The following is a 26895-nucleotide window of genomic DNA, read 5'->3' as shown; positions in this document are numbered from 1 at the left end:
CGCCCTAGTCTTCGGTCGCGGCCTTCGGCGTGGGTTCGGCCGCGGCGGCGCGCGCCTGCGCCTTGCGCCGCCGCAGGTTCTCGCGCAGCGCCGCCGCCATTCGCTCCGCCTTTTCGGCGGCCTTCTGATCCCGCATATCCATAATTACGCCCTATATTGCCGCACCGTGCCTTGACAATCGCGCCGCCCTCGTCTCTTAGCCCCACTCCGCCGGCAGCGATGTCGGCGAGTGCTGCCGTAGCTCAGTGGTAGAGCGCATCCTTGGTAAGGCTGAGGTCGTGAGTTCAATCCTCACCGGCAGCACCATCTTATTCCGTCCCGCCGATCGGCCGGACACTCCACCCGCCCGACTCCGACTGAAGACCACCCCCCAGCGGGGCGCCGAGGCGGGCTAGTGCGCAATCGCCCGCAGCGCCGAAGCCTCGGTCGCGGGCAACTGGTCGATCCCGGTGCGCGGTACCTGGAACAGGCCATGGCGCATCGCCGCCTCGCCGGCCGCATTGCTCGCGGTCCAGCTCGCCAGCCACGGCGACAGCAACAGCCCCAGCGTCACCGGCGCCAGCCACAGCGCGGTCACCGGCACGGCGGGTGACAGCGCGAGCAGCGCAACGCCCGCAACCAGATGCCACCGGTAGCGCGGCAGGACGGCGCGGATCGTTAGCCCGTCGCGGTCGCGGTTCTGCGGGTTCCATCCCGACGGCTGCCCACGGAAGATGCTGATCAGGTCCATCGTCTGCGTGAGCATGATGATCGGCGCGGACAGCATCGACAGCGGGATCTCGGCCAGCGTCGAGGAGATGATCGCACGCGCGCCACCGAAGGCTTCGCGCCGCGCCGTGTCCGACACCGCCCAGATGATCCCGAGCAGCTTGGGCCCGAACAGCAGCACCACCGTCATCGCCAGCACGCGCGCGGACGTCGTCGCCTCGACCAGCTTGCTTTCCCCCGCGAACGCCTGCGCGATCGTCGTCAGGATCAGCACCAGCCATGCGGGCGACGTCATATAGGCCGAGGCGCCGATCAGCAGCTGCAGCCGATTGACCCAGTGAAAGCCATCCGAATTCAGCAGCTGCAGATGCTGGATATTGCCCTGCGCCCAGCGCCGGTCGCGCACCGCCATGTCGATCAGCGTCGGCGGAAACTCCTCATAGCTGTCGTCGATCATGATCAGGTGCACCGCCCAGCCACGCCGGCGCAGCAGCGCCGCCTCGACCATGTCGTGGCTCATGATCGCCCCGCCGAAGGGCGCAGCGCCCGGCAGCACGGGCAGACCGCAACTCTCGGCGAAGGCGCGCGTGCGGATCATCGCGTTATGCCCCCAGAAGCTCGCCTCGGCACCCGACCACCATACCAGCCCGGCGGTCGAGATCGGCCCGTAGAGCCGGCTGTTGAACTGCATCCAGCGCTGGAACAGCGTCGTGCCACCGTAGATGGTCGGGACGGTCTGCAACAGCCCGACCGACGGCCGGCTTTCCATGACCTGCGCCATGCCGATCATCGCCTCGGCGCTCATCAGGCTGTCCGCGTCGAGCATCATCATATGGTCATAGGCGCCGCCGAACCGGCTGACCCAGTCGGCGACGTTGCCGGGCTTGCGCGCGACGTTGGCGGTCCGTCGCCGGTAGTGCAGCGGCACCTGCGAGCGCGCCGCCAGCATCGCCCAGGCCGCGCGTTCGCGCGGCTCGGCATCCTCGCCCGAGTCGCTCAGGACGAAGAACGCGAAACTGCCCGCCTCGCCCGCTGCGTCGACGTCGTGCATCATCCGCGCGATCCGGCCGAACACCGCGTCCACATCCTCGTTGTAGATCGGCACGAGCACGGCGGTCTTCCCGATCAGGTTGCCGCGGTTGCGTGGTGCGGGCACGAACCCGGGGTGCATGCCCGTCATCAGCAGGATGAACCCGATCAGCGAGGTCAGGAACCCAAACGCGATCCAGCCGAACAGCGGGAAGAACAACGCGAGCAACGCGACGTCCCACAGGTCGATCCCGTCGCCGAGCAGCGAATCCTGCACCGCAGCCGATGCGGTGGTCGCGATCAGGCTGGTCAGCAGGAACAGCAGCAGACGTCGCGACAGCATCCCCTCGGGCGATGTCACGACGCTGCGCGCGGTCGCGGCGCCACCCATCGCGTCGTCCGTTGCCGCTAGCGGTCCCCCCCCCGCCCCCATCGCGCGAAAATCCTGGATGGGCATCGCGATCGGCGCATCGGGCGGCAATTGGCGTGCCGCATCGCGCGAAGAAACCGGCGGGGCGGCAGGGTCAGGGGCGCCAGGGTCAGGGGCGGCGTCAGGGGCGGGGTCGGGCATGTCAGGCCCCGATCTGTGTCAGCAGCGTTTCGCTCAGCGACAGGGTGCCGCGCTTCAAATACAGCCGGACATCGGCGATCGCACCCCGCTCGGGCTCGATATCGACGGTGACGCGCCAGCGATTGGGCTGGCCGACGACGGGATAGGCGGCATTGGCCAGCACGCGACCACGCCCGACGTCGACCTGCGCGGTCACGCCGCTCGACCGGTCGAGCCCGGCCAGCGTCGTACCGACGAAATCGACGACCAGCTTGCGCGCGCCCGCGGTGGGTGCCGAGCCGGGCCGACCCGCGGCACCGCGCCACGTGTCCACCACATGCGCCGCCGCCGCGACGGAGGCGTCGCGCGACGCCCAGGTCAGGCGATAGTCGAACGTCAGCGTCTGACCCGCCTTGGCAGGCGCTGCGGGGACCCAGAACGCCGCGACATTGTCGACCGTCTCGCTTGCGGTCGGAAACGCGTACAGCGTCACCGCGCCCTTGCCCCAGTCGCCCTTGGGCTCGACCCACAAATTGGGGCGCCGGTCGTAGAATGCGCCGTCGTCCTGATAATGATCGAACGCGCGGTCGCGCTGGATCAGCCCGAAACCACGCGGATTGCTGTCCTGGAAACTGTCGAGCGTCGGGGTGGCGGGATTGTCGAGCGGTCGCCAGATCCGCTCCCCCGACCCGCTCGCCATGGCGAGCCCGTCCGAGTCGTGGATCTCGGGTCGCCAGTCGACTGCGGCTGCACGGTTGCCCTCGCCGTACCAGAACATGCTCGTCGCAGGCGCGATGCCGAGCCGCGCGACGTCCTTGCGCAACGTGATCGTCGACGACACGTCCTGCACCACGCCACCAGCGGCGCCGGACCCGGCCGTGTGACGACAGAGGAACCGGTAGGCGCCCGTCACGCTCGGCCCATCGAGCAGCGCATAGATCGTATAGGCCTGCGCGCCGTTCGGCTCGATCCAGAAGGCGGTAAAGGCGGGGAATTCCTCCTTGCCGTCGATCCCGGTGTCGATCGCGATGCCGCGTGCGGACAGGCCATATTGATCCTGCGAGCCGGCGGTGCGGAAATAGGACGCGCCGATGTACGCCATCCAGTCGCTCTTGCCGTCCGGCGAAACCGCGCGGAACCCGGCGAGCCCCAGCGCCGCGTGGTGTCCGGCGGTCGCCTGGAACAGGTCGGGGGCAAAATCGACGGCACGCGCCTGCCCGCCCTCGACGATATGGATCGCAACGGGCGTCGGTGCGTAACGGCCGAGCGGGAACAACCGGATCCCCCCCGCCAACGTCCTGTCAGGCTTGTAGGTAATCGATCCGACCGCATCGTAATCGATCGCCTCCGCCGCCGCGACTTTCGCGGGCGCACGATAGGGCTGGCTGGCGAGCGCCGCAGCGCGCGCCTTGAGCAAGTCCCAGGAGAAGGGCTCGACCTTGCCGCGTCCCGGCTGCGCCTGACGCCGCGTGCGGGTCTGCGCGCGCGCTGCGCCTGGCAGGATGCCCAAGGCGCCAAGCGCCAGGATGATGTCGCGTCGGCTGGTTTTGCTCATCCCGGCATTATCGAACGTCGCGCGCCGCAGTGCAACATCGCCGGCTGCGGCTCGGACCCGCCGGTCTGGAAACGCGGTGGATCCCACTGCCGATCGCGCGGCGAGACGGGATGATTCGTGCGCCTACAGGGCCTTCAAGGCGGCGATGATCATCTGGCTGGTGATCCTCGCGGTCTCGACTTCCGACAGACGCGGTCGCGACAGCGTGCGATGACCAAGCCCGAACATGAACGCCAGCACGAGCTCCTCGGCGCCGTCCAGGGCCTCGGACGTCAGCAACGGATTGGCGACGCACGCCAGCTCGCGAACGACCGAGCGGAACCCCAGACACAGCGTCGCGATCGTATCGGCGACGTCGCTGTTGCGGTGCGCCTCCGCCATGATGTCGAACGACAGCGCCTCGTCCCCCTTGGCAAGCGCGTGTCGGGCAAGATGTTCGAACCCGGCCTCGATCGTCACCCGCCCCGAGGTCACGTCGTCCGTCAAGGCACGCAACTCCGCCTCCTTGGCCTCGGAGTCCTCAAGAACGAGCGCCTTGATGAGCGCATTCTTGTCGGTGAACAGGCGATAGATCAGGCCAACGCTGACATCCGCTGCCGCCGCGAGTTCTGCCATCGATGTCCGGTGAAAGCCCTTGGTGGCATAAAGGTGCCGCGCCGCGTCGACGATCCGCTTCTGCCCTGCGCTCTCATGTTGCACTGCACCCAATACGCCACTCCAAAAGGTTTTTTTGCTTGACCCGGCGTTCGCACAATCATAGCGGCCACGCAAGCGGAATGAACGTTCATTCCGGCGTGCGGTTGCACCCGTTGGTGGGAGCGAGCGAATGGGAAAGCGGAATATGCGTCGATTGGACATCAAGGGTTCGGTAGCTCTCGGGGCGCTTGCCCTCGTGATGGCATGCAGCGAGCCGGCGCCCCCGCCACCGCCGACGCCGACCGTGGGCGTCGTCACGGTCGCGCAGGACTCGGTGACGCTCACGACCGAGCTTCCCGGCCGTATTGCGGCCGTCGAGACGTCGGAAGTCCGTCCGCAGGTCAGTGGCGTGATCCGCAGCCGGCTGTTCACCGAAGGCGCGCTCGTTCGCGCCGGTCAGACGCTCTACCAGATCGAGGACGCGCCTTATCGCGCGCAGTTGGGCACCGCGCAGGGGCAGCTCGGCGCCGCGCAGTCGCAGATCAACGCAACCAGCCAGCAGGCCCGCCGATACGGCGAGCTCGTCACGCTGAACGCCGTCAGCAAGCAGGAGGCGGACAACGCCACCGCCTCCGCGCAGCAGGCGCGCGCCAATGTTGCAGCGCAGCGCGCTTCGGTCGAAGCCGCGCGCGTCAACCTGAACTTCACGCGGATCAAGGCGCCGATTTCGGGTCGGATCGGCCGTTCGCTGGTGACCGTCGGCGCACTCGTTCAGACCGGCCAGACCGATCCACTCGCGACGATCCAGCGTACCGACACCGTCTATGTCGACGTCACGCAGTCGGCGGCGCAGTTGCTTGACCTGAAAGCGGCGATGGCGTCGGGCGGGGTCACCCGCGGCGATGGCAGCGCGCGCGTCCAGCTGCTGCTTCCCAACGGGCAGACCTATCCAATCGAGGGGCGCCTCCAGTTCGCCGAAGTCACGGTCGATCCGGCGACGGGCGCGGTGACGCTGCGCGCGAGCTTCCCCAATCCCAATGGGATCCTGCTTCCGGGCATGTACGTGCGTGCCAAGCTGGTCGAGGGTGTGCGCACCCAGGCGATCATGGCGCCACAGGAAGGCATCACCCGCGATCCACGCGGCAACGCGACCGCGATGGTGGTCAACGCGCAGAACAAGGTCGAGCAGCGGACCGTTACCACGGACCGCGTGATCGGCGACAAGTGGATCGTCACCAGCGGCCTGAAACCCGGCGACAAGCTGATCGTCGAGGGGCTGCTGAACCTGCGCCCGGGCACCACCGTCAAGGTCGGCAAGCCGCAGCAGGTCACCGTCCCCGCGGGCGGCGCGTCGAAGGGCGGCGCCGGCTCGGACGCGGCCGCAGGCGGCAACACGAACGGCAATTCGGCCGCGCAGGCCGGGAAGTAACCGCTTATGTCACGCTATTTCATCGATAGACCCATCTTCGCATGGGTCATCGCGATCATCCTGATGATGGCCGGCGTCCTCGCGATCCGGTCGCTGCCGATCGCGCAGTTCCCCGAGATCGCCGCGCCCAAGGTGACGGTCGCGACGTCCTATCCGGGCGCCGACGCGCAGACGCTCGAGAACACGACGACGCAGATCATCGAGCAGCAGATGAAGGGGATCGACAACCTTCGCTACTTCGCCTCGACCAGCGACGGCGCGGGCAACCTCGCGATCACGCTGACCTTCGAACAGGGCACCGACGCGGACATCGCGCAGGTCCAGGTGCAGAACAAGCTGCAACAGGCGACCCCGCTCCTGCCGCAGGAAGTGCAGCAGGCCGGGCTTCGCGTGACCAAGGCGACCGCCAACTTCCTGCTCGTGATCGCCGCCTATTCGCAGGACGGCAGCCATGACCAGGTCGATCTCGGCGATCTGATCGCCTCGAAGCTCCAGGATCCGCTCAGCCGGATCAAGGGCGTCGGCGACACGCAGGTGTTCGGCGCGCAATATTCGATGCGCATCTGGGTCGATCCGTTCAAGATGTCGAACCTCGGCGTCACCGTCACCGACATCACCTCGGCGCTGACCGCGCAAAACGCGCAGGTTTCGGCGGGTCAGGTCGGCAGCCTTCCCGCGGTCAAGGGCCAGGCGCTCAACGCGACCGTCACCGCGCAGTCGCGGCTGCAGACCCCGGACCAGTTCCGCCAGATCATCATCCGCTCGGCCACCGGCGGCGCCACCGTGCGCCTCGCCGACGTCGCGCGGGTCGAAATGGGCTCGGAAAACTACAGCTTCCAGGCACGCTACAACGGCAAGCAGGCGGCAGGCTTCGGCGTGAAGCTGGCGCCGGGTGCCAACGCGCTCGACACCGTCACGCTGGTGAAGGCCGAGGTCGAGAAGATCGCCAAGCAGTTCCCGGCCGACGTCAAGATCGCCTATCCGGTCGACAATTCGACGTTCGTCCGGCTGTCGGTCGAACAGGTGGTCCACACGCTGATCGAGGCGATCGTCCTCGTCTTCCTCGTGATGTTCCTCTTCCTCCAGAACTTCCGCGCCACCCTGATCCCGACGATCGCGGTGCCGGTCGTGCTGCTCGGCTCGCTCGCCGTGCTTCAGGTCGCAGGCTTCACGATCAACACGCTGACGTTGTTCGGCATGGTGCTGGCGATCGGCCTGCTCGTCGATGACGCGATCGTCGTCGTCGAGAATGTCGAACGCCTGATCCAGGAAGAGGGGCTCTCCCCCAAGGAAGCCGCGAAGAAGTCGATGGACGAGATCAGCGGCGCGCTGATCGGCATCGGCCTCGTGCTGTCCGCGGTGTTCCTGCCGATGGCGTTCTTCAGCGGCTCGACCGGCGTGATCTTCCGCCAGTTCTCGATCACCATCGTCTCGTCGATGGTGCTCTCGGTGCTGGTCGCGCTGATCCTGACGCCCGCACTCTGCGCCACCATCCTCAAGCCGACCAAGCATGATCACGGCGACAAGAAGGGCTTTTTCGGCTGGTTCAACCGGACCTTCGACACCGGCGTCGCCAAATATGGCAACGGCCTGCGTCGCGTCGAAAAGGGCTGGGTGCGTACGATGATCATCTATGCGGTCATCGTCGCCGGGATGCTGTTCGTCTTCTTGCGGCTGCCCTCGGGCTTCCTTCCCGAGGAGGATCAGGGGCTGATGTTCGCGCAGGTGTCGATGCCCACGGGCACGACGATGGAAGAGACCGCGCGGACGATGGACAAGCTGCGCGATCACTTCCTGGTCGATGAGAAGGCCAATATCGCGGGCATCTTCACGATCAGCGGCTTCGGCTTTGTCGGCCAGGGCCAGAATGTCGGTCTCGCCTTCATCCAGCTGAAGCCATGGGAGGATCGCGAAGGCGACGCGAATACCGTCGCCGCCGTCGCGCAGCGCGCCAACCAGGCGCTCGCCGGGATCCGTGCGGGCATGGTGATCGGCTTCGTGCCGCCCGCCGTGCAGGAACTGGGCAACGCCAACGGCTTCGACTTCATGCTGAAGGACAATGCCGGCGTCGGTCACGACAAGCTGCTCGAGGCCCGCAACATGCTGCTCGGCATGGCGAGCCAGGACAAGCGGCTGATGCAGGTTCGCCCGAACGGGCTGGAAGACGCACCGCAGCTCAAGCTGAACGTCGACCAGGCTCAGGCAGGCGCGCTCGGCCTCAGCCAGGCGGACATCAACACCACCGTCAGCACCGCGTTCGGCGGGTCGTACATCAACGACTTCATCGACCGTGGCCGCGTGAAGAAGGTGTTCGTCCAGGCCGACGCGCCGTTCCGCACGTCGCCCGCGGACCTCGGCAACTTCTATGTGCGTGGCGCCAGCAACGCGATGACCCCGCTGTCGTCGTTCGCGACGACCAACTGGACCTACGGCCCGGCGCGTCTCGAACGCTATAACGGCGTCGCCTCGTTCGAGATCATGGGGTCGCCCGCACCCGGCGTCAGCAGCGGCACCGCGATCAAGGCGATGGAGGAGATGGCCGCCAAACTGCCGCCCGGCATCGGCTATGAATGGACCGGGCTCAGCTATGAGGAGCAATTGTCGGGTGGCCAGGCCGGCTATGTCTATGCGCTGTCGCTGCTGATCGTGTTCCTGTGCCTCGCGGCGCTCTACGAGAGCTGGTCGATCCCGATCGCCGTGCTTCTCGTCGTCCCGCTCGGCGTCCTCGGTGCGGTGCTCGCAGCGATGATCGCAGGGCTGAACAACGACATCTATCTCCAGGTCGGTCTGATCACGACGATCGGCGTGGCGGCGAAGAACGCGATCCTGATCGTCGAATTCGCCGAAGAGAAGATGGCGGACGGGATGAACGCGGCCGATGCCGCGGTCGAGGCGGCCAAGCTGCGTCTGCGCCCGATCCTCATGACGTCGTTCGCGTTCATCTTCGGCGTGCTGCCGCTCGCGCTGTCGAGCGGTGCCGGTGCCGGCGGTCAGAACGCGATCGGCTGGGCGGTGGTCGGCGGCATGCTGTCCGCGACCGTCCTCGCCATCTTCTTCGTGCCGTTGTTCTTCCTGCTGGTGAAGCGCCTGTTCAAGCAGGACAAGCCGGCAAAGAACGCTACCAACGACCATCGTGACGGCGACACGCCGCACGATCAGCGGCCGCAGGAGGCCTGACCGCCATGCCATCGTCCTTCATGTCCCGGCGCCTCGCGCTGACCTTTGCCGCCGGCCTCACGCTGGCGGGGTGCAACCTCGCGCCGAAATACGTCCGCCCGGACCTGCCGGTCGCACCGACCGGTCCGGTCGGCCCCGCCTACGCGACGAGCGATCCCGTCGGCGCGATCGTTCCGGCCGACACCGCCTGGTCGGCATTCTTCACCGACGACCGGCTGCGTCGCGTGATCCAGCTCGCGCTCGACAACAACCGCGACGTGCGTATCGCGGTCGCCAACGTCGCGCAGGCCCGCGCGCAATACCGCGTCCAGCGTGCCGATCTCTTCCCGACGCTTGGCGCAACGGGGAGCGCGACGTACCAGAAGTCGCCGTTCGGCGCGGTCGGCGGCGGAGTCGGCGGTGGGGTCGGCGGCGGTGCCGGCGGTGGCGCGGGTGGCGGTGCAGGCGGCGGTGCAGGCGGTGGCGCGGGCGCAGTTGCCGGCGGTGGCCGCTTCGACATCTATTCCGCCAATCTCGGCATCTCTGCCTGGGAAGCCGACCTGTTCGGGCGCATCCGCAACCTGACCGAAGCCCAGCAACAGGCCTATTTCGCGGCGGAGGAAAACCGCAACGCCGCACAGGTCACGCTGGTCGCCGAGACCGCGACCGCGTGGCTGACGATGGCCGCCGACCAGGACCGTCTGAGGATCGCGCAGGATACCGAGCGGGCATTCGGCCAGACGCTCAAGTTGACCCAGGATCGGTTCCGCGTCGGCATCGCGTCCGAACTCGAGGTGCGCCAGGCGCGGACGACCTATGATCAGGCTCGCTCGGACATCGCCGAAGCGACGACGCTGATCGCGCAGGACCAGAACGCGCTGAACCTGCTCGCAGGTACCACCGTGACCCAGGAGCTGCTGCCCGCCCGGATGCCGGAGACGAGCCCAACGCTCGAGACGTTGCCCGCGAACCTGTCATCCCAGGTGTTGCTGCGTCGTCCCGACGTCGCTGCGGCGGAGCATCAGCTGGTCGCGGCCAACGCCAATATCGGTGCCGCGCGTGCGGCATTCTTCCCGAACATCTCGCTGACCGCGAGCCTTGGGACGCTCAGCCTCGGCCTGTCGAACCTGTTCGGCAACGGCAGCGAAAGCTGGTCGGTCGCACCGACGATCACGCAGCCGATCTTCGATTTCGGGCGCAACAAGGGCAACCTGCAATATGCCAAGGCGTCGCGTGACGCGATGCTCGCAACCTATGAGCGGACAGTCCAGACCAGCTTCCGCGAAGTCGCCGACGCGCTCGCGCGGCGCGGTACGATCAACGCGCAGCTGTCTGCACAGACGTCGTTGCGCGACAATGCCGCGGGTGCGTTCAACCTGTCGCAACTGCGCTTCCGGGCCGGGATCGATCCGTTCCTCAACACGCTCGATTCGCAGCGATCGCTGTACACCGCGCAGCAGAGCCTTCTCGCGACCCGGCTCGTGCGCGATACCAACGCGGTGGAACTGTACCGCGCGCTGGGTGGCGGGCTGAAATAGCAGCGAGACCGCCGCCGAGACCGTCATCCCCCCGAGCGCCGGGATGACGGTCCTGGCGGGCGCGTGGTCAGTTGGCCGGTTCGGACAGCGGCGCGAACCGTGCGACCTGACGGCCGACCAGACGAAGCTGCTCGATGACCGCGGGATCGCTGGCGCCGCCCTCGTCGTCGAACTTGGTGACCTGTGTATTGATCGCGGCCGCGAACGGCGTCGGCCAGCCGCGCAGTGCATGGACGATCGAGCGCAGCGCCGCGATCGTGCTCCCGGTCGCCTGCCAGCCATAGGCGGTCGCGATCAGCCCGACGGGCATGTCGGCCAGATAGGACCGCTCCGGGTCACGCGCGGTCTCCTCGAGCAGGTCGAGCGCGTTCTTCACGACGCCGGAAATGCTGCCATGATAGCCGGGGCTTGCGATGATCACCGCCGACGCGGCTCGGACTGCGGCGACGAACGCCTGCTCGTCGGCGGTGCGCGTCGTTGCCTTTGGATCGTACAGCGGCAGCCGCGCCATGTCCGCGCCGCCGAACATCTGCGTACGATAGCCCTGTTTCTCGACCGCATCGAGCGCGATGCGCAACGCGCGCTCGGTCGACGACACGCCGCCGATCGTGCCGCCGATGCCGACGACGAGAGGGAGAGATTCGGAAGAGGTCACGTTATCACCCGGTTCGATCGTTTCGCCTGCTCTTCCCCGTTTCGCGGCACGATGACAACAGCCCATCGACGCGGTGCCCGCGTGGCGATACCGCGACGCTGTCGCTCAGCCTGCATACACGATAGGCATGCGCACAGGCTTGTCCGAACTGTAATAGAACGATAACACACCAGATGCCCGACCGCTGGAACGACCCGATGCGCCCCGATCCCTTCGATACAGACCGTTCCGGCCACGGCGGAGGCGGCGAGCGCGAACCCTATGCCTATGAACGCGAACGCCTGATCACCGAGCGCGAACGCCTGCGCGAGCGCTACGAGCGTGAACGCGCCGGCGAAGAGCCCGCAGCATTTGGCGAAACCGATCCCGACACGGGCTACACCGTCGCGCGACCACGGCGGCGGGGCGGCATTGGCCGCTGGATCATCCGCGGGACGGGGATCGGCATCATCCTGATGGTGATCGCGATCATCTGGCTCGCCTTCACCGCGCCGCTGTCAAAGTCGCTCCAGCCCCCGACGCCGCCCTCGATCACGCTGACGGCGAGCGACGGCACGCCGATCGCGCGGCGCGGCGCGATCATCGGCAAGCCGGTCGACGCCGCGACGCTCCCCCCGCACGTCATCCAGGCATTCCTCGCGATCGAGGACCGGCGATTCTATTCGCACTGGGGCATCGATCCCCGCGGCATCGCGCGGGCGGCCTGGGCGAACATGGGATCGGGCGGTGTCCGCCAGGGCGGCAGCACGATCACGCAACAGCTTGCGAAGAATGCGTTCCTCGATTCGGATCGGACCGCGACGCGCAAGATTCGCGAGGCGATGATCGCCGTCTGGCTGGAGGCGTGGCTGTCGAAGGATGAAATCCTGTCGCGCTATCTGTCCAACGTCTATTTCGGCGACAACACCTACGGGATCGCCGCGGCGTCGAAGCATTATTTTGGTCGCACGCCCGACACGCTCAATATCGGGCAGGCCGCGATGCTCGCCGGGCTCGTCAAGGCGCCGTCGCGGCTTGCTCCCACGTCCAATCTCGAAGGCGCACGCAAGCGTGAGGCGGTCGTGGTCGGCGCCATGGTCGCCGCGGGGTTTCTGACCAAATCCGAAGGCGACGCCGTCAGGCCGCAGCGCGTTCTGTCGAGTCCGCCGGCGCAGCTCCCCAGCGGCACCTATTTCGCCGACTGGATCCTGCCCGAGGCGCGCGACCAGGCTGGCGAGGTCAAGACCGAGACGACCGTCAAGACGACGCTCGATCCCCGGTTGCAGCGCGCCGCCGAGCGAAGCGTCGCACGCGCCGGCCTCCGGCAAGCGCAGGTTGCGCTCGTGGCGATGCGCCCCGACGGCCGCGTCGTCGCGATGGTCGGCGGCAAGAACTATCGCAAGAGCCCGTTCAATCGCGCGACGCAGGCACGGCGGCAGCCCGGGTCGACGTTCAAGCTGTTCGTCTATCTCGCCGCGATGCGGTCGGGCCTGACCCCCGATTCGACGATCGAGGACCTCCCGGTGACGATCGGCGACTGGACGCCCAAGAACAGCGATGGCCGCTATCAGGGGACGATCACGTTGCGCCAGGCGTTCGCGCGGTCGTCGAACGTCGCCGCCGCACGACTGACGCAGCAGGTCGGCGTGAAGGCCGTGATCAAGGCCGCGCGCGACCTCGGCATCTCGACGCCGATCCCGAACGAGGCGACGATCGGCCTCGGCACGTCGGCGGTGTCGCTGCTCGAGCTGACGGCCGCTTACGCCGCGATCGCGCGCGAGACCTATCCGGTGCAGCCGCGTGGTCTGGCGGATGTCCGCGAAAAGGGATGGTATCAGTCGCTTACCGGTGGCTCGACCGCGATTCCGGCGACGATCCATGACGAGATGCTCGATCTCCTTGCCGCCTCGATCCGCGAAGGAACGGGGCGCAGTGCGAACCTGACGGTCGATGCGTTTGGCAAGACGGGCACGACATCGGATAACAAGGACGCGCTGTTCGTCGGCTTTGCGCGTGACCTCGTCGTCGGAGTCTGGGTCGGCAATGACGACAACAGCTCGAACCCCGGCCTGTCGGGCGGCGGGATCCCGGCACGGATCTGGCGCGATTTCATGCAGTCGGCGCTGGGGATCGCGCCCGTCGCCGCCCCGCTGCCACCGGTCGAGGAGGTCGATCCCGATGCGTTGCCGGCGGACGACCCCGACAATGCGGTGCTCCCGCTCGGCGGCGAGATCGAGGGGCTCGGCTTCAACCTCAAGATGGGCGAGGACGGGACGATCTCGGTCGGCCCGTCGCGCCGCGACCGGGACGAGGGACCGCCGCCGCCACGCGACGATCGCCGCCCGCCCGAGGACGAGCCGGGGTATGACGGGGGGCAGTGATCCTCTCCCCCCGCCGCCGTCATCCTGACGAAAGTCAGGATCCAGTGCCCCGAATGACCCCGCCCGCGGCTCTGGATCCTGGGTCGAGCCCAGGATGACGAAGTAGAAGGGGACGCCGCCGCCGTTGACGCCATCACCGCATCGCAGCATGTCCTCGCCATGCGATTTTTCTCCGACAATGCCGCCCAGGTTCATCCACTCGTCATGGCCGCGATCGGCGCTGCCGACACGCTCGACACCGCCTATGCGGGTGACGCGTGGAGCCAGCAGCTCGACGGGCGCCTGTCTGCGCTGTTCGAAACCGAGGTCGCGGTCCTCTGGGTCCCCACCGGCACCGCGGCCAACTGCCTCGCGCTGGCCGCACTCTGCCCGCCGCATGGCGGGATCGTCTGCCACCGCGACGCGCACATCCAGAACGATGAGGGCGGCGCGCCCGAATTCTACACGCATGGCGCCAAGCTGTTCCTCGCCGACGGCATCGGTGCGAAGCTGACGCCCGAGACGATCCGCATCGTCCTCGATGCGATCCCCGACGACGTCCACCGCGTCCAGCCGCACGCGATCTCGCTCACCAACGCGACCGAATATGGCCGCGTCTACCAGCCGCACGAAGTCGCCGCGATCGGCGCGCTGGCAAAGGAGCGTGGGCTCGGCTTCCACATGGACGGCGCGCGCTTTGCCAACGCGATGGTCCATGCCGGGTGCTCGCCCGCCGACATGACGTGGCGCGCGGGTGTCGACGCGCTGAGCTTCGGCTTCGTCAAGAACGGCGCGATGAGTGCGGAGGCGCTGGTCTTCTTCAATCCCGAGCTCGCGGCCGTCACGCACTACCGCCGCAAGCGCGCAGGGCTGCTGCTGTCGAAGGGGCGCTACCTTGCCGCGCAGATCCTGGCGATGCTCGACGACGATCTGTGGCTCGCCAATGGCAAGGCCGCCAACGACGCCGCTGCACGCCTCGCGACGGCCGCGGGTGACCGGCTGGTCCACCCGGTCGAGGCGAACGAGGTATTCCTGCGCGTGACCCCGGACAAGGCCGCCGCCCTGCGCGCGAAAGGCTTCGACTTCTACGACTGGGCGGCGGGCGAGATCCGTCTCGTCACCGCCTGGGACAGCCCGCCGGATGCCGTGGGGCTGCTCGCCGACGCGATCCGGGCGTTATGACGGCCTCCGACATGACCGGCTCCGGCATCAGCGGACCGTCCGACCCGCCGCAGTCGACCCGCGCGGCGATCCTGATCCCGTTCGGCATCGTCACGCTGATCTGGGGTTCGACCTGGCTCGTGATCCGCGATCAGCTCGCAGTGGTGCCGCCGAGCTGGTCGGTCTGCTACCGCTTTCTCGTCGCGGGGATCGCGATGGCGATCTACGCCACCGTCCGCCGCGAAAGCCTCCGGCTCGACGCGCGCGGCTTCGCCTTTGCGGCGATCCTCGGCACCGCACAGTTCGTCTGCAACTTCAACTTCGTCTACCGGGCGGAGCATTATGTGACGTCGGGGCTGGTCGCGGTGGTGTTCGCGCTGTTGCTGGTGCCGAACGCGATATTCGGGCGTATCTTTCTCGGCCAGCGGCTGGGACGCCAGCTCGTCACCGGTTCGGCGATCGCGATGGCGGGCGTTGCGCTGCTCTTCATCAACGAGGCACGCGTCGATCCGCACGGATCGACCTCCGCACTCATCGGGATCGGCTTCACGCTGTGCGCCATCCTGTCCGCCTCGACCGCGAACGTGATGCAGGGGACGCAGACGGCGAAGCGCTATCCGATGGGATCGATGCTCGCGGTGGCGATGCTGATCGGTGCCGCGCTCGACGCGGCGTTTGCCTGGACGACGACCGGGCCGCCGGTATTCGAGATGCGCGCGGGGTATATCGCCGGCATCCTCTATCTCGGGCTGTTCGCCTCGGCGCTCGCCTTCCCGCTCTATTTCAACGTCATCCGCGCGATCGGCCCGGCAAAGGCGGCCTATTCGGGCGTGATCGTGCCGGTGATCGCGATGCTGCTATCGACGATCTTCGAGCATTATCGCTGGTCGACGCTCGCCGTTGCCGGCGCCGTGCTCGCGGGGATCGGGCTCGTGACCGCGTTAAGGGCGCGCAGGCCCGCACGGTAATCGGGCCAGACCGGCGCCCAGCCGAGCACGCGCTTCGCCTTGCCGTTCGCGACACGGCGGTTCTCGCGATAGAACCCGCGTCCCATCGCCGACAGGTCATCGAGCGTGACGAACGGCGGGGCGGGCAGCCCGAGCAGCATCGCGGCGAACGCGGCGACGTCGTTCTGCGATGCGGGCAGATCGTCGGCGATGTTGTACGCCCCCGCCGGCGCATCCATTCCGGCGATCACCCCCGAGACGATGTCGTCGACATGCGCGCGGCTGAACACCTGGCCCGGACAGTCGATCCGGTGTGCCTTGCCCTCGCGCACGCGGTCGAGCGGCGATCGTCCGGGGCCATAGATGCCGGGCAATCGGAACGTCCGCGCGCCGATCGCGAGCCAGTCCGCGTCCGCCGCCGCGCGTGCGCTGCGCCGGCCGCCGCCGATCGGGGCGGTCTCGTCCACCCACGCGCCGCCGGCATCGCCGTACACGCCGGTCGACGACAGATAACCGAGCCACGCCCGGGACCGCAGCAGCAACGGGCCGTACCGCACGAGCACCGGGTCGGCTTCGTGCTCGGGCGGGACCGACGAGAGGATATGCGTCGCCGCGGCAATCTCGGCCGCGACCGCGTCGCTATCGTCGAAGCGGATCGTGCCGTCGCGCCCGTCCCGCGTCGTGCCGACGACATGCCAGCCATCGGCGGTCAGACGCTCCGCGACCAGCGATGCGGTATACCCCAGCCCGAAGACGAGCAGGCGGCTCATTTAGCGACCGCGCCCGGGCTCATCCGACCCTTGTAGAGCGTCCCGAAATAATCGCCCGCGTTCCACACCGGACGCTGGGCGCCGTCGGCGATCTCACGCGCGATCCGGTAGTTCGCATCGACGAACCGGACACCCTGGTCCCACAGGATCGGCTGCGACAGATCGTCCGACGGCTTGTGGTAATTGTTCGCCATGAAATAGGAGACCGCGGCCTTGCCCGGCCCCTTCTGGCCCGGCCACAGGAACACCGCCGGAATGCCCTTCTGGACGAACCGGAAATGATCGGAGCGGACGAAGATCCCTTCCTCGGGCATCGGGTCGGGCGACAGCCCGACACCGATCGCCGCGACCGCCTTCTGGACGATCGGCCCCAGCGTCGAGCGCTCGGCACCGAACACGACCATATCCTCGAACTTGTAGGTGAGGATCGGCATGTCGAGGTTCACGTCCGCGACGATGTCGGTGAGCGGCACGGTCGGGTGGTTGGTGAAATAGTCGCTGCCGACTAGCCCCTTTTCTTCGCCCGTGACGGCTAGGAACATCACGGTGCGCTTCGATGCCTGGCCGCTGCTCGTGAAGCGCTTGGCCTCCTCGATCAGGCTGGCGATCCCGATCGCGTTGTCCAGCGCGCCATTGTTGAGCGCATCGCCCTCCTTTGCGCCATTCGCGGGGCGCGTGATGCCGATATGATCGAGATGCGCGGACAGGACGACGACCTCCTTGCCGAGCACCGGATCGGTCCCCGGAATGATGCCGACGACGTTGCTGCTCGCAGCAGGTGCGAAACTTGTCTTGGTCGCGACGGTCAGCGTGCCGGTCAGCGGCGCGGATCGGAACTTCGCGTTATCCGACTTCGCCTGCTTGGCGACCGTCTTCCATGACGGACCGAAGAGCTTGGCCGCGCCGATCACGCTCAGCGTGCCGAGCGACGGCGCACCCGGTGCGTCGACCTTGCCGGTGCCGTCGGGATTCGCCCAGGTCATCCGCGCCATGTCGTAATATTGCGCAGACCGCGCGAATGGCCGCGCCTTTGCCGTGCGCGGATTTTCGAGCGTGATCACGCCGATCGCACCCTTGCTCTCCGCGATCCGCGCCTTGGTCCCGCCCGACCCGAAAAACGCGCGCTCCTCGCCACTGAACCGCGCGGGGGCACCGCCGAAATAGGCGACGATCTTGCCGCGGACGTCGACGCCGGCATAATCGGTCTGCTTGTACTGCGGTGCATCGATCCCGTAGCCGACGAAGACGATCGGCGCGCTCACCGTGGTGTCCGCTTTCGCGCCGTTGGCGGCAGGGACGTAATCCTCCGCAAAGACGAGCGGCACGGCCGCCCCCGACCGCGGCGCCCAGGCGAAGCTGCCCTTGCCCGCCGCCTTGTAGCTGACCAAGGGAACGCGCTGCAGATAGCCCGCATCGTCGCCCCCCGGACGCAGCCCCGCGGCATAGAATTGCGCGGCGACATACTGTGCGGCGATGTCGAATTCGGGGCTGCCCGCCTCACGCCCCTTCATCGCGTCGGAGGCCAGGAACAGGACATGCGCCTTCATCGCGGCCTGATCCGCGGGCAGCGGCGCAGCAAGCTTTGCGTTGAGAATTGCCGGGTCGGGCTTGGCCGGCATGGTCGTCGTCGTCGCTGCCGGTTTCGGGGTGGGCGTCTGCGCCAGCGTCGCAGTCGACATGGCCGTGGAAGCTGCGAGCAACGAAAGCGCGCCGATGAACCGATACATGCCGAAATCCTCGCAAGACGAACGTGTTGCAGCCGGGTAGCACGCCGATGGCGCCGCGCAAGCTCGGCCCGCAAGCTTTGGCTGGCGGAGCCCGCGACTGTGCCTATATTCATCTGCTATGCTCGATATCCAACACAGTCTCGCCCAGCCCGACATCGCGGCCCCGGCCTCCATCCGTCGGGCGGATTATCAGGCACCGGCGTGGCTGGTACCGACGACCAGGCTCGATTTCGCCCTTGATCCGGTCGCGACGCGCGTCACCGCGACGCTGTCCGTCACGCGCAACGGCGATCATCGCGATCCGCTCCGGCTCGATGGCGCCGGGCAGCGGCCGCTGTCGATCACGGTCGACGGCGTCGCGGTCAGCGACTGGCGATTCGAGGGCGAACAGCTCGTGATCCCGTTGTCGGGCGACGCGCATGTCGTCGAGACGCAGGTCGAGATCGCCCCCGATCGCAATACGCAGCTGATGGGGCTCTATGCCTCGGGCGGCATCCTGTGCACGCAGTGCGAGGCGGAGGGCTTTCGCCGGATCACCTATTTCCCGGATCGTCCCGACGTCCTCAGCCGCTATTCGGTGCGCATGACCGCCGACAAGACGCGGTTTCCCGTGCTGCTGGCGAATGGCGACCCGGTTGCGCACGGCGATCTCCACGACGGCCGGCATTGGGCGGAATGGAACGACCCCTTCCCCAAGCCCTCCTATCTGTTCGCGCTCGTCGCGGGCGATCTGTCGGTGAATTCGGGGCGCTTCACGACCATGTCAGGCCGCGACGTCGCGCTCGGCATCTGGGTGCGCAAGGCCGATCTGCCCAAGACCGATCACGCGTTGAAGGCGCTCGAGCTCGCGATGGCGTGGGACGAGACGACCTATGGCCGCGAATATGACCTCGATGTGTTCAACATCGTCGCGGTCGACGACTTCAACTTCGGCGCGATGGAGAACAAGGGTCTCAACATCTTCAACTCGCGCTACATCCTGGCCGACCCGGATACCGCGACCGATTACGACTATGACGCGATCGCCGCGGTGGTCGCGCATGAATATTTCCACAACTGGTCGGGCAACCGCATCACCTGCCGCGACTGGTTCCAGCTGTCGCTGAAGGAAGGCTTCACCGTCTACCGCGACCAGGGGTTCTCCGCCGATCAGGGGAGCCGTGCGGTCAAGCGGATCGAGGACGTCCGGGGCCTGCGCGCGGCGCAGTTTCCTGAGGATGCCGGACCGCTCGCGCATCCGGTGCGCCCCGAAACCTATCAGGAGATTTCGAACTTCTACACCGCGACGATCTACAACAAGGGCGCCGAGCTGATCCGAATGATCGCATCGATCCTTGGTCCGCAGAACTTCCGCGCCGGCACCGACCTGTTCTTCGACCGGTTCGACGGGACGGCCGCGACGTGCGAGGATTTCGTCGCGAGCATGGAAGCGGCCAGCGGTGTCGATCTGACGCAGTTCCGCCTGTGGTATTCGCAGGCGGGTACGCCGCGCGTGACCGCGCGGCTTGCGCATGATGCCGCCGCTGCCCGCGCGACGCTGACCTTGACGCAGCATATCCCGGCGACGCCGGGGCAGCCTGACAAGCAGCCGATGGTCCTGCCGCTCCTGGTCCGACTGTTCGGTGCGGACACCGGCGCGCCGCTGGCGGAAGAACGCCTCGTCATGCTCGATACGGCTACCGATCAGGTGATCTTCGAGAATGTCCGCGAGCGTCCGATCCTGTCGATCAACCGCGGCTTCTCGGCGCCTGCAATCGTCGACAGCGATCGATCCCCGTCGGACCTCGCCTTCCTCAGCGCGCATGACGACGACCCGTTCGCGCGCTACGAGGCGATGCAGCAGCTCATGCTCGACACGCTCGTCGCCAATGCGACGACCCCCGGCCAGGTCGATCATGCCGGCGTGATCGCGGCGGTCGCCAAGACGCTCGCGGATCCCGCGCTCGATCCCGCCTTCGTCGCGGAGGCGGTCATGCTCCCGTCCGAAGCGTATATCGGCGACCAGATGGCGGTGGTCGACCCCGAGGCGATCTTCCGCGCGCGCGATGCGCTTCGCCGCGACCTCGGCCGATCGTTGGAGCCACAGTGGCGCGTGGCATACGAATCGGCCGCATCCGGCTCGTTCGTCTACACCCCCGTCGCGAAGGGGCAGCGTCGGCTGCGGACGGTGTCGCTCGGCTATATCGCCGCAAGCGGCGCGACAGACGCGGCCGATCTCGCGTTTGCGCAGTTCGAGACCGCCGACAACATGACCGACCGACAAGGTGCGCTGGCGACGCTGGTCAACGTCGCGTCCGACCATCGGCGGCGCGCGCTCGACCTCTTCTACGCGCGCTACCGCACCAATCCCCTCGTGCTCGACAAATGGTTCCAGACGCAGGCGCTGTCGTCACGCGACGATGCCGGCGCGATCGTCGCGAGCCTTGCCGGTCATCCCGATTTCAGTCTCGCCAATCCCAATCGCGCCCGTTCGCTCGTCGGCGCGTTCGCTGCCAATCAACGTGCGTTCCATGCAGCGGACGGCAGCGGCTATCGTTTCCTAGCGGAGCAGTTGATCGCGCTCGACCGGCTCAATCCGCAGACCGCGGCGAAGCTGCTGCCCCCGCTCGGTCGGTGGCGCCGGTTCGACACGGCGCGCGCCGCGCTGATGCGGGCCGAGCTCGAGCGGATCCTGAAAACGCCAGGCCTGTCGAAAGACGTGTTCGAGCAGGCATCGAAAAGTCTGGAGGAATAGGCCCCGGCGTCCGGACGGCGTCAGAACAGCCGGCCGCCGTTCGGGACCGTCCCGGACGGCTGGACGAGTACGACCTTGCCCTCCGTATCGGGAAATCCGAGCGTCAGCACCTCCGACATCATCGGGCCGATCTGCCGCGGTGGAAAGTTGACGACCGCTGCGACCTGACGCCCGACGAGCGTCTCCGGCGTATAATGCTCGGTGATCTGCGCGGACGACCGCTTCGTACCGATCTCGTCGCCGAAATCGATCGTCAGCTTGAACGCGGGCTTGCGCGCCTGCGGAAACGGCTCGGCCGACACGATCGTGCCGACGCGGATATCAACCTTGGCAAACTCGTCGAACGTGATCGCGGGGACCGGCATCTCAGAAGTCGACATTGTCATAATGTGCGGGCGGCGCGATGAGCTCCATCCGCTCGCTCAGCAAGGGACGGAAGCTCGGGCGGCTCTTCAATCCGCGATACCAGCGTGCGGTCTGCTCATGGCCCTTCCAGTCGATCCCGCCGAGATAGTCGGTGACCGAGATCTGCGCCGCCGCCGCCAGATCGACGAGACTCATCGTCGCGCCGCCCAGCCAGTTGCGATGGTCGAGCAGGTAATCGGTATAATCGAGATGGCCGACCGCCGCCTTCATCGCTTCGCGCAGCCCCTTCGCGTCGGGTGCCGCCCGGTGCGCGAGGCGCTTGACCATGCGTTCGTGGAGCAACGGCCCCGTCACGTCGCGGTAGAAATGCGTGTCGAACCACGTCACCAGCCGGCGGATCTCCGCACGGTTGGTCGCGGTGCCGTTGATCATCGCCGACTTCTCGACGGTTTCCTCGAAGAATTCGCAGATCGCCATCGAATCGATCAGCGGCGCGACGCCGCGCGACGCGTCGACCATCACCGGCGTCTGCCCCGCGGGGTTCATGTCCATGAACTCGTCGCGCCGCTCCCATGGCGATTCGCGGACCAGCTCGTAGCCGACGCCCTTCTCACCCAGCAGCAGGCGCACCTTTCGCGAGAAGGGACACAAGGGGAATTGATAAAGCTGCCACATACCCTCCGTTTAGGCGGCATGGGGCGGGTGTGTCACTAGCGCGGGTTGGGCGGCGAGTAAGAAGATTTGGTGCACGCGAAGACGCGGAGACGCGGAGGTATCGCGTTCGTCGGAAAGCAAAGCCTGTTTCCCCGCGAAGGCGGGGATCCAGACTGGGCTCCCGCCTTCGCGGGAGAACAAGGGGCGGGCGCTTGCTCAAAAATAGAAGGCACCTCCCCGGCGAAGGCTGGGGCCCAATTGGGGGCCGTCGGTAACGAAGCGCCGCGCTCCGTTACTGCGAACTTTCCAGTTGGGCCCCGGCCTTCGCCGGGGTGGAATACGCGGCAGACACTATTCCGCCGCCACCAGCTCCGCGCTGTCGTCGAGCGGATGGCTCAGCCGCGTCAGCATTTCCTTCGGTACCACCTGCCAGAAATGCGGCGCCACGCGGTCCCAGTCCTCGAGCAGGCCCTTCGACCATTTGCTGTCGGTGGTGTCGGCATGGTCGCGCACGAGGTCGAGCAGTATGTCCGCCCAGTGCAGCGCCTTCACGCGGTCCCAGGTGATGTTTTCGGGGTTCGCGCGCTTTTCGAACACGCCCTCGGGGTCGTAGATGAACGCCATCCCGCCGGTCATCCCCGCGCCGAAGTTCGCGCCGACCTTGCCCAGCACCACCGCGATGCCGCCGGTCATATATTCGCACCCGTTCGCGCCGCAGCCCTCGACGACCACGTTGGCGCCCGAATTGCGCACCGCGAACCGCTCGCCCGCCTGCCCCGCCGCGAACAGCCGCCCGCTGGTCGCGCCGTACAGCACAGTATTGCCGATGATCGTGTTGTCCTGGCTCGCGAGCGGCGAGCTTACCGCGGGCCGTACGATGATCGTCCCCCCCGACAGCCCCTTGCCGACATAGTCGTTCGAATCGCCGAACACCTCCAGCGTGATCCCCTTGCACAGGAACGCGCCCAGCGACTGGCCTGCACTCCCCCGCAGACGGATCGTGACGTGATCGTCGGCGAGCGTCGACATCCCGAACTTGCGCGTGATCTCGCTCGACAGCCGAGTCCCCACCGCGCGGTGCGTGTTGCGCACCGAATAGGTCAGCTGCATCTTCTCCCCGCGCGAGAACACCGCGGCGGCATCCTTGATGATCTGCGCATCGAGGCTGTCGGGCACTTCGTTGCGGAACGTCGACAGGCTGAACCGCCGCTGCGAATCGTCGGCATCGACCTTCGCCAGGATCGGGTTGAGATCGAGATCGTCGAGATGCTCCGCGCCGCGGCTGACTTGCCGCAACAGTTCGGTGCGGCCGATCACGTCGTCGAGGCTCTTCACGCCGAGCCGCGCGAGGATGTCGCGGACCTCCTCGGCGATGAACGTCATCAGGTTGATCACCTTCTCGGGCGTGCCGACGAACTTCTGCCTGAGCGCGTCGTTCTGCGTGCAGATGCCAACCGGACACGTGTTCGAATGGCACTGCCGCACCATGATGCAGCCCATCGCGACGAGGCTCAGCGTGCCGATCCCGTATTCCTCGGCCCCGAGGATCGCCGCGATCACGATATCGCGACCGGTCTTCAAGCCCCCATCGGTGCGCAGCCGCACGCGCCCGCGCAGGCCGTTGAGCGTCAGCACCTGGTTGACCTCGGACAGCCCCATTTCCCACGGCGTGCCGGCATATTTGATCGAGGTCTGTGGGGAAGCGCCGGTGCCGCCGACATGGCCGGCGATCAGGATCACGTCGGCATGCGCCTTCGCCACCCCCGCCGCGACCGTGCCGATCCCCGCCGACGAAACGAGCTTCACGCAGACGCGCGCCCGGGGATTGATCTGCTTCAGGTCGTAGATCAGCTGCGCCAGATCCTCGATCGAGTAGATGTCGTGATGCGGCGGCGGCGAGATCAGCGTCACGCCGGGCGTCGCATGGCGCAGCTTGGCGATGAACTCGGTGACCTTGAAGCCGGGCAGCTGGCCGCCCTCGCCGGGCTTGGCGCCCTGTGCGACCTTGACCTCGATCTCCTCGCACGCGTTCAGATATTCCGCGGTCACGCCGAACCGCCCGCTCGCGATCTGCTTGATCGTCGAGTTCGCATTGTCGCCGTTCGCGTAGGGCACGAACCGCGCCTTGTCCTCGCCGCCCTCGCCCGACACCGCCTTCGCGCCGATCCGGTTCATCGCGATCGCCAGCGTCTCGTGCGCCTCCGGGCTCAGCGCGCCGAGCGACATGCCCGGCGTGACGAAGCGCTTGCGGATCTCGGTGATCGCCTCGACCTGGTCGACCGGAACGCCTTCCGCGGGGAAGTTGAACTGGAGCAGATCGCGCAGGTACACCGGCGGCAGGTCCGACACGCCGCGCGAGAATTGCAGGTAGCTCGTATAGCTGTCGGTCGCGACCGCGGTCTGGAGCAGATGCATCAGCTGCGCGGAATAGGCATGCGTCTCGCCGGTGTGGCGCTGGCGATAGAAGCCGCCGATCGGCAGCGTCGCGACGCCTGAATCGAACGCCGCTTCATGGCGGTCGGTCGCGTTGACGTGGAGCGACTTGTAGCCCTCGCCGCTGATCTTGGCGGGCATGCCGGGGAACAGGTCGTTCACCAGGCTGCGCGACAAGCCGACCGCTTCGAAGTTGTAGCCGCCGCGGTAGGACGAGATCACCGCGATGCCCATCTTCGACATGATCTTGAGCAGCCCCTCCTCGACCGCGACGCGGTGGCGACGCAGGCATTCGGCGAGGTCGAGGTCACCGAACAGCCCGCGCGACTGGCGATCGACGATCGCGGCCTCGGCCAGATACGCGTTCACGGTGGTCGCACCGACGCCGATCAGCACCGCATAATAATGCGTGTCGAGGCATTCGGCGGTCCGCACGTTGATCGACGCATAGGAGCGAAGGCCGCGACGGACGAGATGCGTGTGGACAGCGGCCACCGCGAGCACGCCGGCGATGCCGACACGGTCTTCGCTGATCGCCTCGTCGGTGAGGAAGATCTCGCTCTTGCCCTGCCGGACGGCTTGCTCCGCCTCGTTGCGGATCCGCTGGATCGCCGCGCGCAGCTTCTCCGGCCCGCCGCCGACCTCGAACGTGCAATCGATCTCGGCGACCGCACTGCCGAAATGCGCCTTCAGCCGCGACCAGTGCTCGCCCGTCAGCACCGGCGAATCGAGCACCAGCACGCGCTCGCGCTGGTCACGGACGTCGAGGATGTTGGCGAGATTACCGAACCGCGTCTTGAGCGACATCACGTGGCGCTCGCGAAGCGGATCGATCGGCGGGTTGGTCACCTGCGAGAAATTCTGGCGGAAAAACTGGCTGATGAGGCGCGGCTTGTCCGAGATCACCGCGAGCGGCGTGTCGTCGCCCATCGATCCGATCGCTTCCTTGGCGGATTCGACCATCGGCGACAGGATCAGCTCCATGTCCTCCATCGTCTGTCCCGCGGCGATCTGGCGGCGTGCAAGCTCGGCGCGGTCGTAGCGCACGACCGCGTCCTCGACCGAGGGAAGATCGGCGAGCGTGTGGAATTCGCCGATCATCGCGGCGTAATCCGCCTCGCCCGAGATGCGATCCTTGACCGCGCGATCCTGCAACAGGACGCCCTCGTCGAGATCGACCGCGATCATCTCGCCCGGCCCGAGCCGCCCCTTGGCGATGATCGTCGATTCGGGGACGACGACCATCCCGCTCTCGGAGCCGACGATCAGCAACCCGTCCGACGTCAGCGTGTACCGCAGCGGCCGCAGCGCGTTGCGGTCCATCCCCGCGACCGCCCAACGGCCATCGGTCATCGCCAGCGCGGCGGGGCCGTCCCACGGCTCCATCACGGAGGCGAGATACTGGTACATCGCGCGGTGCTCGGGCGGCATGTCGGGCGCCGCGGCCTCGGGCACCAGCATCAGCTTGGCGGTCGGCGCATCGCGCCCCGAACGACAGATCGCCTCGAACACCGCGTCGAGCGCGGCGGTATCGGACGCGCCCGCCGGGATCACCGGCTTGATGTCCTCCGAATTGTCGCCGAACGCGAGGCTCGCCATCCGGATCTCGTGGGAGAGCATCCAGTTCTTGTTGCCGCGAATCGTGTTGATCTCGCCGTTATGCGCGAGGCAGCGGAACGGTTGCGCCAGCCACCATTGCGGGAAGGTGTTGGTCGAATAGCGCTGATGGAAGATCGCGACGCGGCTCTCGAACCGCTGGTCGCACAGATCGGGGTAGAACACCGACAGCGATTCGGCGAGGAACAGCCCCTTGTAGATGATCGAGCGGCACGACAGCGAGCAGATATAGAAGCCCTGGATCTGCGCCGCGATCACGCGCTTCTCGATCCTGCGGCGGACCAGATACAGCGTCTTCTCGAATTCGGCGGCGTCCTGCTCGTCGGGCAGCGGCCCGGCGATCATGATCTGCTCGATCTCGGGACGCGTCGCCTGCGCCTTCTGGCCGATCACCGACACGTCGACGGGCACCTGGCGCCAGCCATAGATGGTATAGCCCGCCTCGATGATCGCGCTCTCGACGATCGTCCGGCAATCCTCCTGCGCGCCCAGATCGGTGCGCGGCAGGAAGATCATGCCGACCGCGAGCCGGTTCGGGCGCACCTTGTGCCCCGACGCCGCGACCGCATCGTCGAAGAACCGCAGCGGCAGGTCGATATGCAGCCCCGCGCCATCGCCGGTCTTGCCGTCCGCATCGACCGCGCCGCGGTGCCAGACCGCTTTCAGCGCATCGACCGCCGACTGCACCACGCGTCGCGACGCGCGGCCATCGGTGGCGGCGACGAGCCCGACGCCGCAGGCATCGCCCTCATATTCGGGACGGTACATGCCCTCTTCGGCGAGACGGGCGCGTTGATCGGTGGTGAAATCGGTCATCGTCACTTCTTCTTCTGCTCGAGCGTGGCGCTGCGCCACATCGGCGATGGCAGGCTGACGACCGCCAGCGCCACG

17 protein-coding genes and 1 tRNA gene are annotated in these 26895 nt (G+C 67.2%); 8 read left to right on the top strand and 10 right to left on the bottom strand.

The genetic code is table 11. The features are described from left to right. Positions 1 to 4 precede the first annotated feature (4 nt). Complete coding sequence (locus ASE72_RS20650; RefSeq protein ID WP_200916293.1) at positions 5 to 142, bottom strand: hypothetical protein; 138 nt, start codon at positions 140 to 142, stop codon at positions 5 to 7. Between the two features lie 89 nt (positions 143 to 231). Here ASE72_RS20650 and ASE72_RS08445 point away from each other — a divergent pair. After that, positions 232 to 306 (top strand) — tRNA-Thr (locus ASE72_RS08445). An 85-nt stretch (positions 307 to 391) separates the two neighbouring features. Here ASE72_RS08445 and mdoH read toward each other — a convergent pair. The 3 genes from mdoH to ASE72_RS08430 form a co-directional block, all read right to left on the bottom strand. Next, positions 392 to 2308 carry a glucans biosynthesis glucosyltransferase MdoH gene (gene mdoH, locus ASE72_RS08440; RefSeq protein WP_082445910.1) on the bottom strand — a complete coding sequence of 639 codons (1917 nt, stop codon included), beginning with the start codon at positions 2306 to 2308 and terminating at the stop codon, positions 392 to 394. A 1-nt stretch (position 2309) separates the two neighbouring features. Then, positions 2310 to 3842 (bottom strand): glucan biosynthesis protein, encoded by a 1533-nt coding sequence (locus ASE72_RS08435; protein WP_056019591.1) that lies wholly within the window; start codon positions 3840 to 3842, stop codon positions 2310 to 2312. A 123-nt stretch (positions 3843 to 3965) separates the two neighbouring features. Next, complete coding sequence (locus ASE72_RS08430) at positions 3966 to 4541, bottom strand: TetR/AcrR family transcriptional regulator (protein ID WP_327196480.1); 576 nt, start codon at positions 4539 to 4541, stop codon at positions 3966 to 3968. 142 nt (positions 4542 to 4683) lie between these two features. On the opposite strand from ASE72_RS08430, the gene ASE72_RS08425 reads away from it, so the two are divergent. Genes ASE72_RS08425 through ASE72_RS08415 form a run of 3 tightly spaced genes read left to right on the top strand, consistent with a single transcriptional unit; the run spans position 4684 to position 10601 of the window. Continuing rightward, a complete protein-coding gene (locus ASE72_RS08425) occupies positions 4684 to 5907 on the top strand; it encodes an efflux RND transporter periplasmic adaptor subunit (RefSeq protein WP_056019586.1) in 1224 nt (407 codons plus the stop codon). 6 nt (positions 5908 to 5913) lie between these two features. Then, complete coding sequence (locus ASE72_RS08420) at positions 5914 to 9084, top strand: efflux RND transporter permease subunit (RefSeq protein WP_056019583.1); 3171 nt, start codon at positions 5914 to 5916, stop codon at positions 9082 to 9084. Positions 9085 to 9089: 5 nt separating this feature from the next. Then, positions 9090 to 10601 carry an efflux transporter outer membrane subunit gene (locus tag ASE72_RS08415; protein WP_443024743.1) on the top strand — a complete coding sequence of 504 codons (1512 nt, stop codon included), beginning with the start codon at positions 9090 to 9092 and terminating at the stop codon, positions 10599 to 10601. Between the two features lie 67 nt (positions 10602 to 10668). Here ASE72_RS08415 and ASE72_RS08410 read toward each other — a convergent pair whose 3' ends face one another. Next, positions 10669 to 11256 carry an NADPH-dependent FMN reductase gene (locus ASE72_RS08410; protein WP_056019577.1) on the bottom strand — a complete coding sequence of 196 codons (588 nt, stop codon included), beginning with the start codon at positions 11254 to 11256 and terminating at the stop codon, positions 10669 to 10671. Between the two features lie 173 nt (positions 11257 to 11429). On the opposite strand from ASE72_RS08410, the gene ASE72_RS08405 reads away from it, so the two are divergent. The 3 genes from ASE72_RS08405 (at position 11430) to ASE72_RS08395 (ending at position 15724) form a co-directional block, all read left to right on the top strand. Next, the gene (locus ASE72_RS08405) at positions 11430 to 13616 is read left to right on the top strand and encodes a transglycosylase domain-containing protein (protein ID WP_056019574.1); all 2187 of its coding nucleotides are present in this window, start codon (positions 11430 to 11432) and stop codon (positions 13614 to 13616) included. Positions 13617 to 13775: 159 nt separating this feature from the next. Next, on the top strand, positions 13776 to 14777 hold the full coding sequence (locus ASE72_RS08400; protein ID WP_056019571.1) for a threonine aldolase family protein: 1002 nt from the start codon (positions 13776 to 13778) through the stop codon (positions 14775 to 14777). Between the two features lie 11 nt (positions 14778 to 14788). After that, entirely contained in the window at positions 14789 to 15724 is a 936-nt protein-coding gene (locus ASE72_RS08395; protein ID WP_056021977.1) for a DMT family transporter, read from the top strand. Here ASE72_RS08395 and ASE72_RS08390 read toward each other — a convergent pair. Both ASE72_RS08390 and ASE72_RS08385 read right to left on the bottom strand, forming a co-directional pair. Further along, complete coding sequence (locus ASE72_RS08390) at positions 15634 to 16473, bottom strand: hypothetical protein (protein WP_056019569.1); 840 nt, start codon at positions 16471 to 16473, stop codon at positions 15634 to 15636. The genes ASE72_RS08395 and ASE72_RS08390 overlap by 91 nt on opposite strands. Beyond that, complete coding sequence (locus ASE72_RS08385) at positions 16470 to 18200, bottom strand: M28 family metallopeptidase (RefSeq protein WP_056019567.1); 1731 nt, start codon at positions 18198 to 18200, stop codon at positions 16470 to 16472. The genes ASE72_RS08390 and ASE72_RS08385 overlap by 4 nt, the downstream gene beginning before the upstream one ends. A gap of 118 nt (positions 18201 to 18318) precedes the next feature. Between ASE72_RS08385 and pepN the strand changes: the two genes are divergently transcribed. After that, positions 18319 to 20934, top strand: coding sequence for an aminopeptidase N (gene pepN / locus ASE72_RS08380; protein ID WP_056019565.1), 2616 nt, complete (start codon positions 18319 to 18321; stop codon positions 20932 to 20934). Between the two features lie 20 nt (positions 20935 to 20954). Here the strand turns inward: pepN and ASE72_RS08375 are convergent, their stop codons facing one another. The 3 genes from ASE72_RS08375 to gltB all read right to left on the bottom strand — a co-directional run bounded on the left by ASE72_RS08375 (position 20955) and on the right by gltB (position 26820). Further along, entirely contained in the window at positions 20955 to 21314 is a 360-nt protein-coding gene (locus tag ASE72_RS08375) for a tRNA-binding protein (RefSeq protein ID WP_056019563.1), read from the bottom strand. Then, entirely contained in the window at positions 21301 to 21975 is a 675-nt protein-coding gene (locus ASE72_RS08370; RefSeq protein WP_056019559.1) for a glutathione S-transferase family protein, read from the bottom strand. The genes ASE72_RS08375 and ASE72_RS08370 overlap by 14 nt, the downstream gene beginning before the upstream one ends. A 330-nt stretch (positions 21976 to 22305) precedes the next feature. Further along, positions 22306 to 26820 (bottom strand): glutamate synthase large subunit, encoded by a 4515-nt coding sequence (gltB, locus tag ASE72_RS08365; protein ID WP_056021975.1) that lies wholly within the window; start codon positions 26818 to 26820, stop codon positions 22306 to 22308. Between the last annotated feature and the right edge of the window lie 75 nt (positions 26821 to 26895).

The sequence above is a fragment of the Sphingomonas sp. Leaf20 genome (genome assembly GCF_001421535.1).
In the GTDB taxonomy this organism is placed as follows: domain Bacteria; phylum Pseudomonadota; class Alphaproteobacteria; order Sphingomonadales; family Sphingomonadaceae; genus Sphingomonas.
The sequence above is the reverse complement of the archived record's forward strand: the minus strand, read 5'-3'. Positions and strand labels throughout refer to the sequence as shown.

What these genes read in the sequence shown, in the direction of transcription:
- ASE72_RS20650 (WP_200916293.1), bottom strand. Translation starts at nt 142, where the DNA reads ATGGATATGCGGGATCAGAAGGCCGCCGAAAAGGCGGAGCGAATGGCG.
- mdoH (WP_082445910.1), bottom strand. Translation starts at nt 2,308, where the DNA reads ATGCCCGACCCCGCCCCTGACGCCGCCCCTGACCCTGGCGCCCCTGAC.
- ASE72_RS08435 (WP_056019591.1), bottom strand. Translation starts at nt 3,842, where the DNA reads ATGAGCAAAACCAGCCGACGCGACATCATCCTGGCGCTTGGCGCCTTG.
- ASE72_RS08425 (WP_056019586.1), top strand. Translation starts at nt 4,684, where the DNA reads ATGCGTCGATTGGACATCAAGGGTTCGGTAGCTCTCGGGGCGCTTGCC.
- ASE72_RS08420 (WP_056019583.1), top strand. Translation starts at nt 5,914, where the DNA reads ATGTCACGCTATTTCATCGATAGACCCATCTTCGCATGGGTCATCGCG.
- ASE72_RS08415 (WP_443024743.1), top strand. Translation starts at nt 9,090, where the DNA reads ATGCCATCGTCCTTCATGTCCCGGCGCCTCGCGCTGACCTTTGCCGCC.
- ASE72_RS08405 (WP_056019574.1), top strand. Translation starts at nt 11,430, where the DNA reads ATGCCCGACCGCTGGAACGACCCGATGCGCCCCGATCCCTTCGATACA.
- ASE72_RS08400 (WP_056019571.1), top strand. Translation starts at nt 13,776, where the DNA reads ATGCGATTTTTCTCCGACAATGCCGCCCAGGTTCATCCACTCGTCATG.
- ASE72_RS08395 (WP_056021977.1), top strand. Translation starts at nt 14,789, where the DNA reads ATGACCGGCTCCGGCATCAGCGGACCGTCCGACCCGCCGCAGTCGACC.
- ASE72_RS08390 (WP_056019569.1), bottom strand. Translation starts at nt 16,473, where the DNA reads ATGAGCCGCCTGCTCGTCTTCGGGCTGGGGTATACCGCATCGCTGGTC.
- ASE72_RS08385 (WP_056019567.1), bottom strand. Translation starts at nt 18,200, where the DNA reads ATGTATCGGTTCATCGGCGCGCTTTCGTTGCTCGCAGCTTCCACGGCC.
- pepN (WP_056019565.1), top strand. Translation starts at nt 18,319, where the DNA reads ATGCTCGATATCCAACACAGTCTCGCCCAGCCCGACATCGCGGCCCCG.
- ASE72_RS08375 (WP_056019563.1), bottom strand. Translation starts at nt 21,314, where the DNA reads ATGTCGACTTCTGAGATGCCGGTCCCCGCGATCACGTTCGACGAGTTT.
- ASE72_RS08370 (WP_056019559.1), bottom strand. Translation starts at nt 21,975, where the DNA reads ATGTGGCAGCTTTATCAATTCCCCTTGTGTCCCTTCTCGCGAAAGGTG.
- gltB (WP_056021975.1), bottom strand. Translation starts at nt 26,820, where the DNA reads ATGACCGATTTCACCACCGATCAACGCGCCCGTCTCGCCGAAGAGGGC.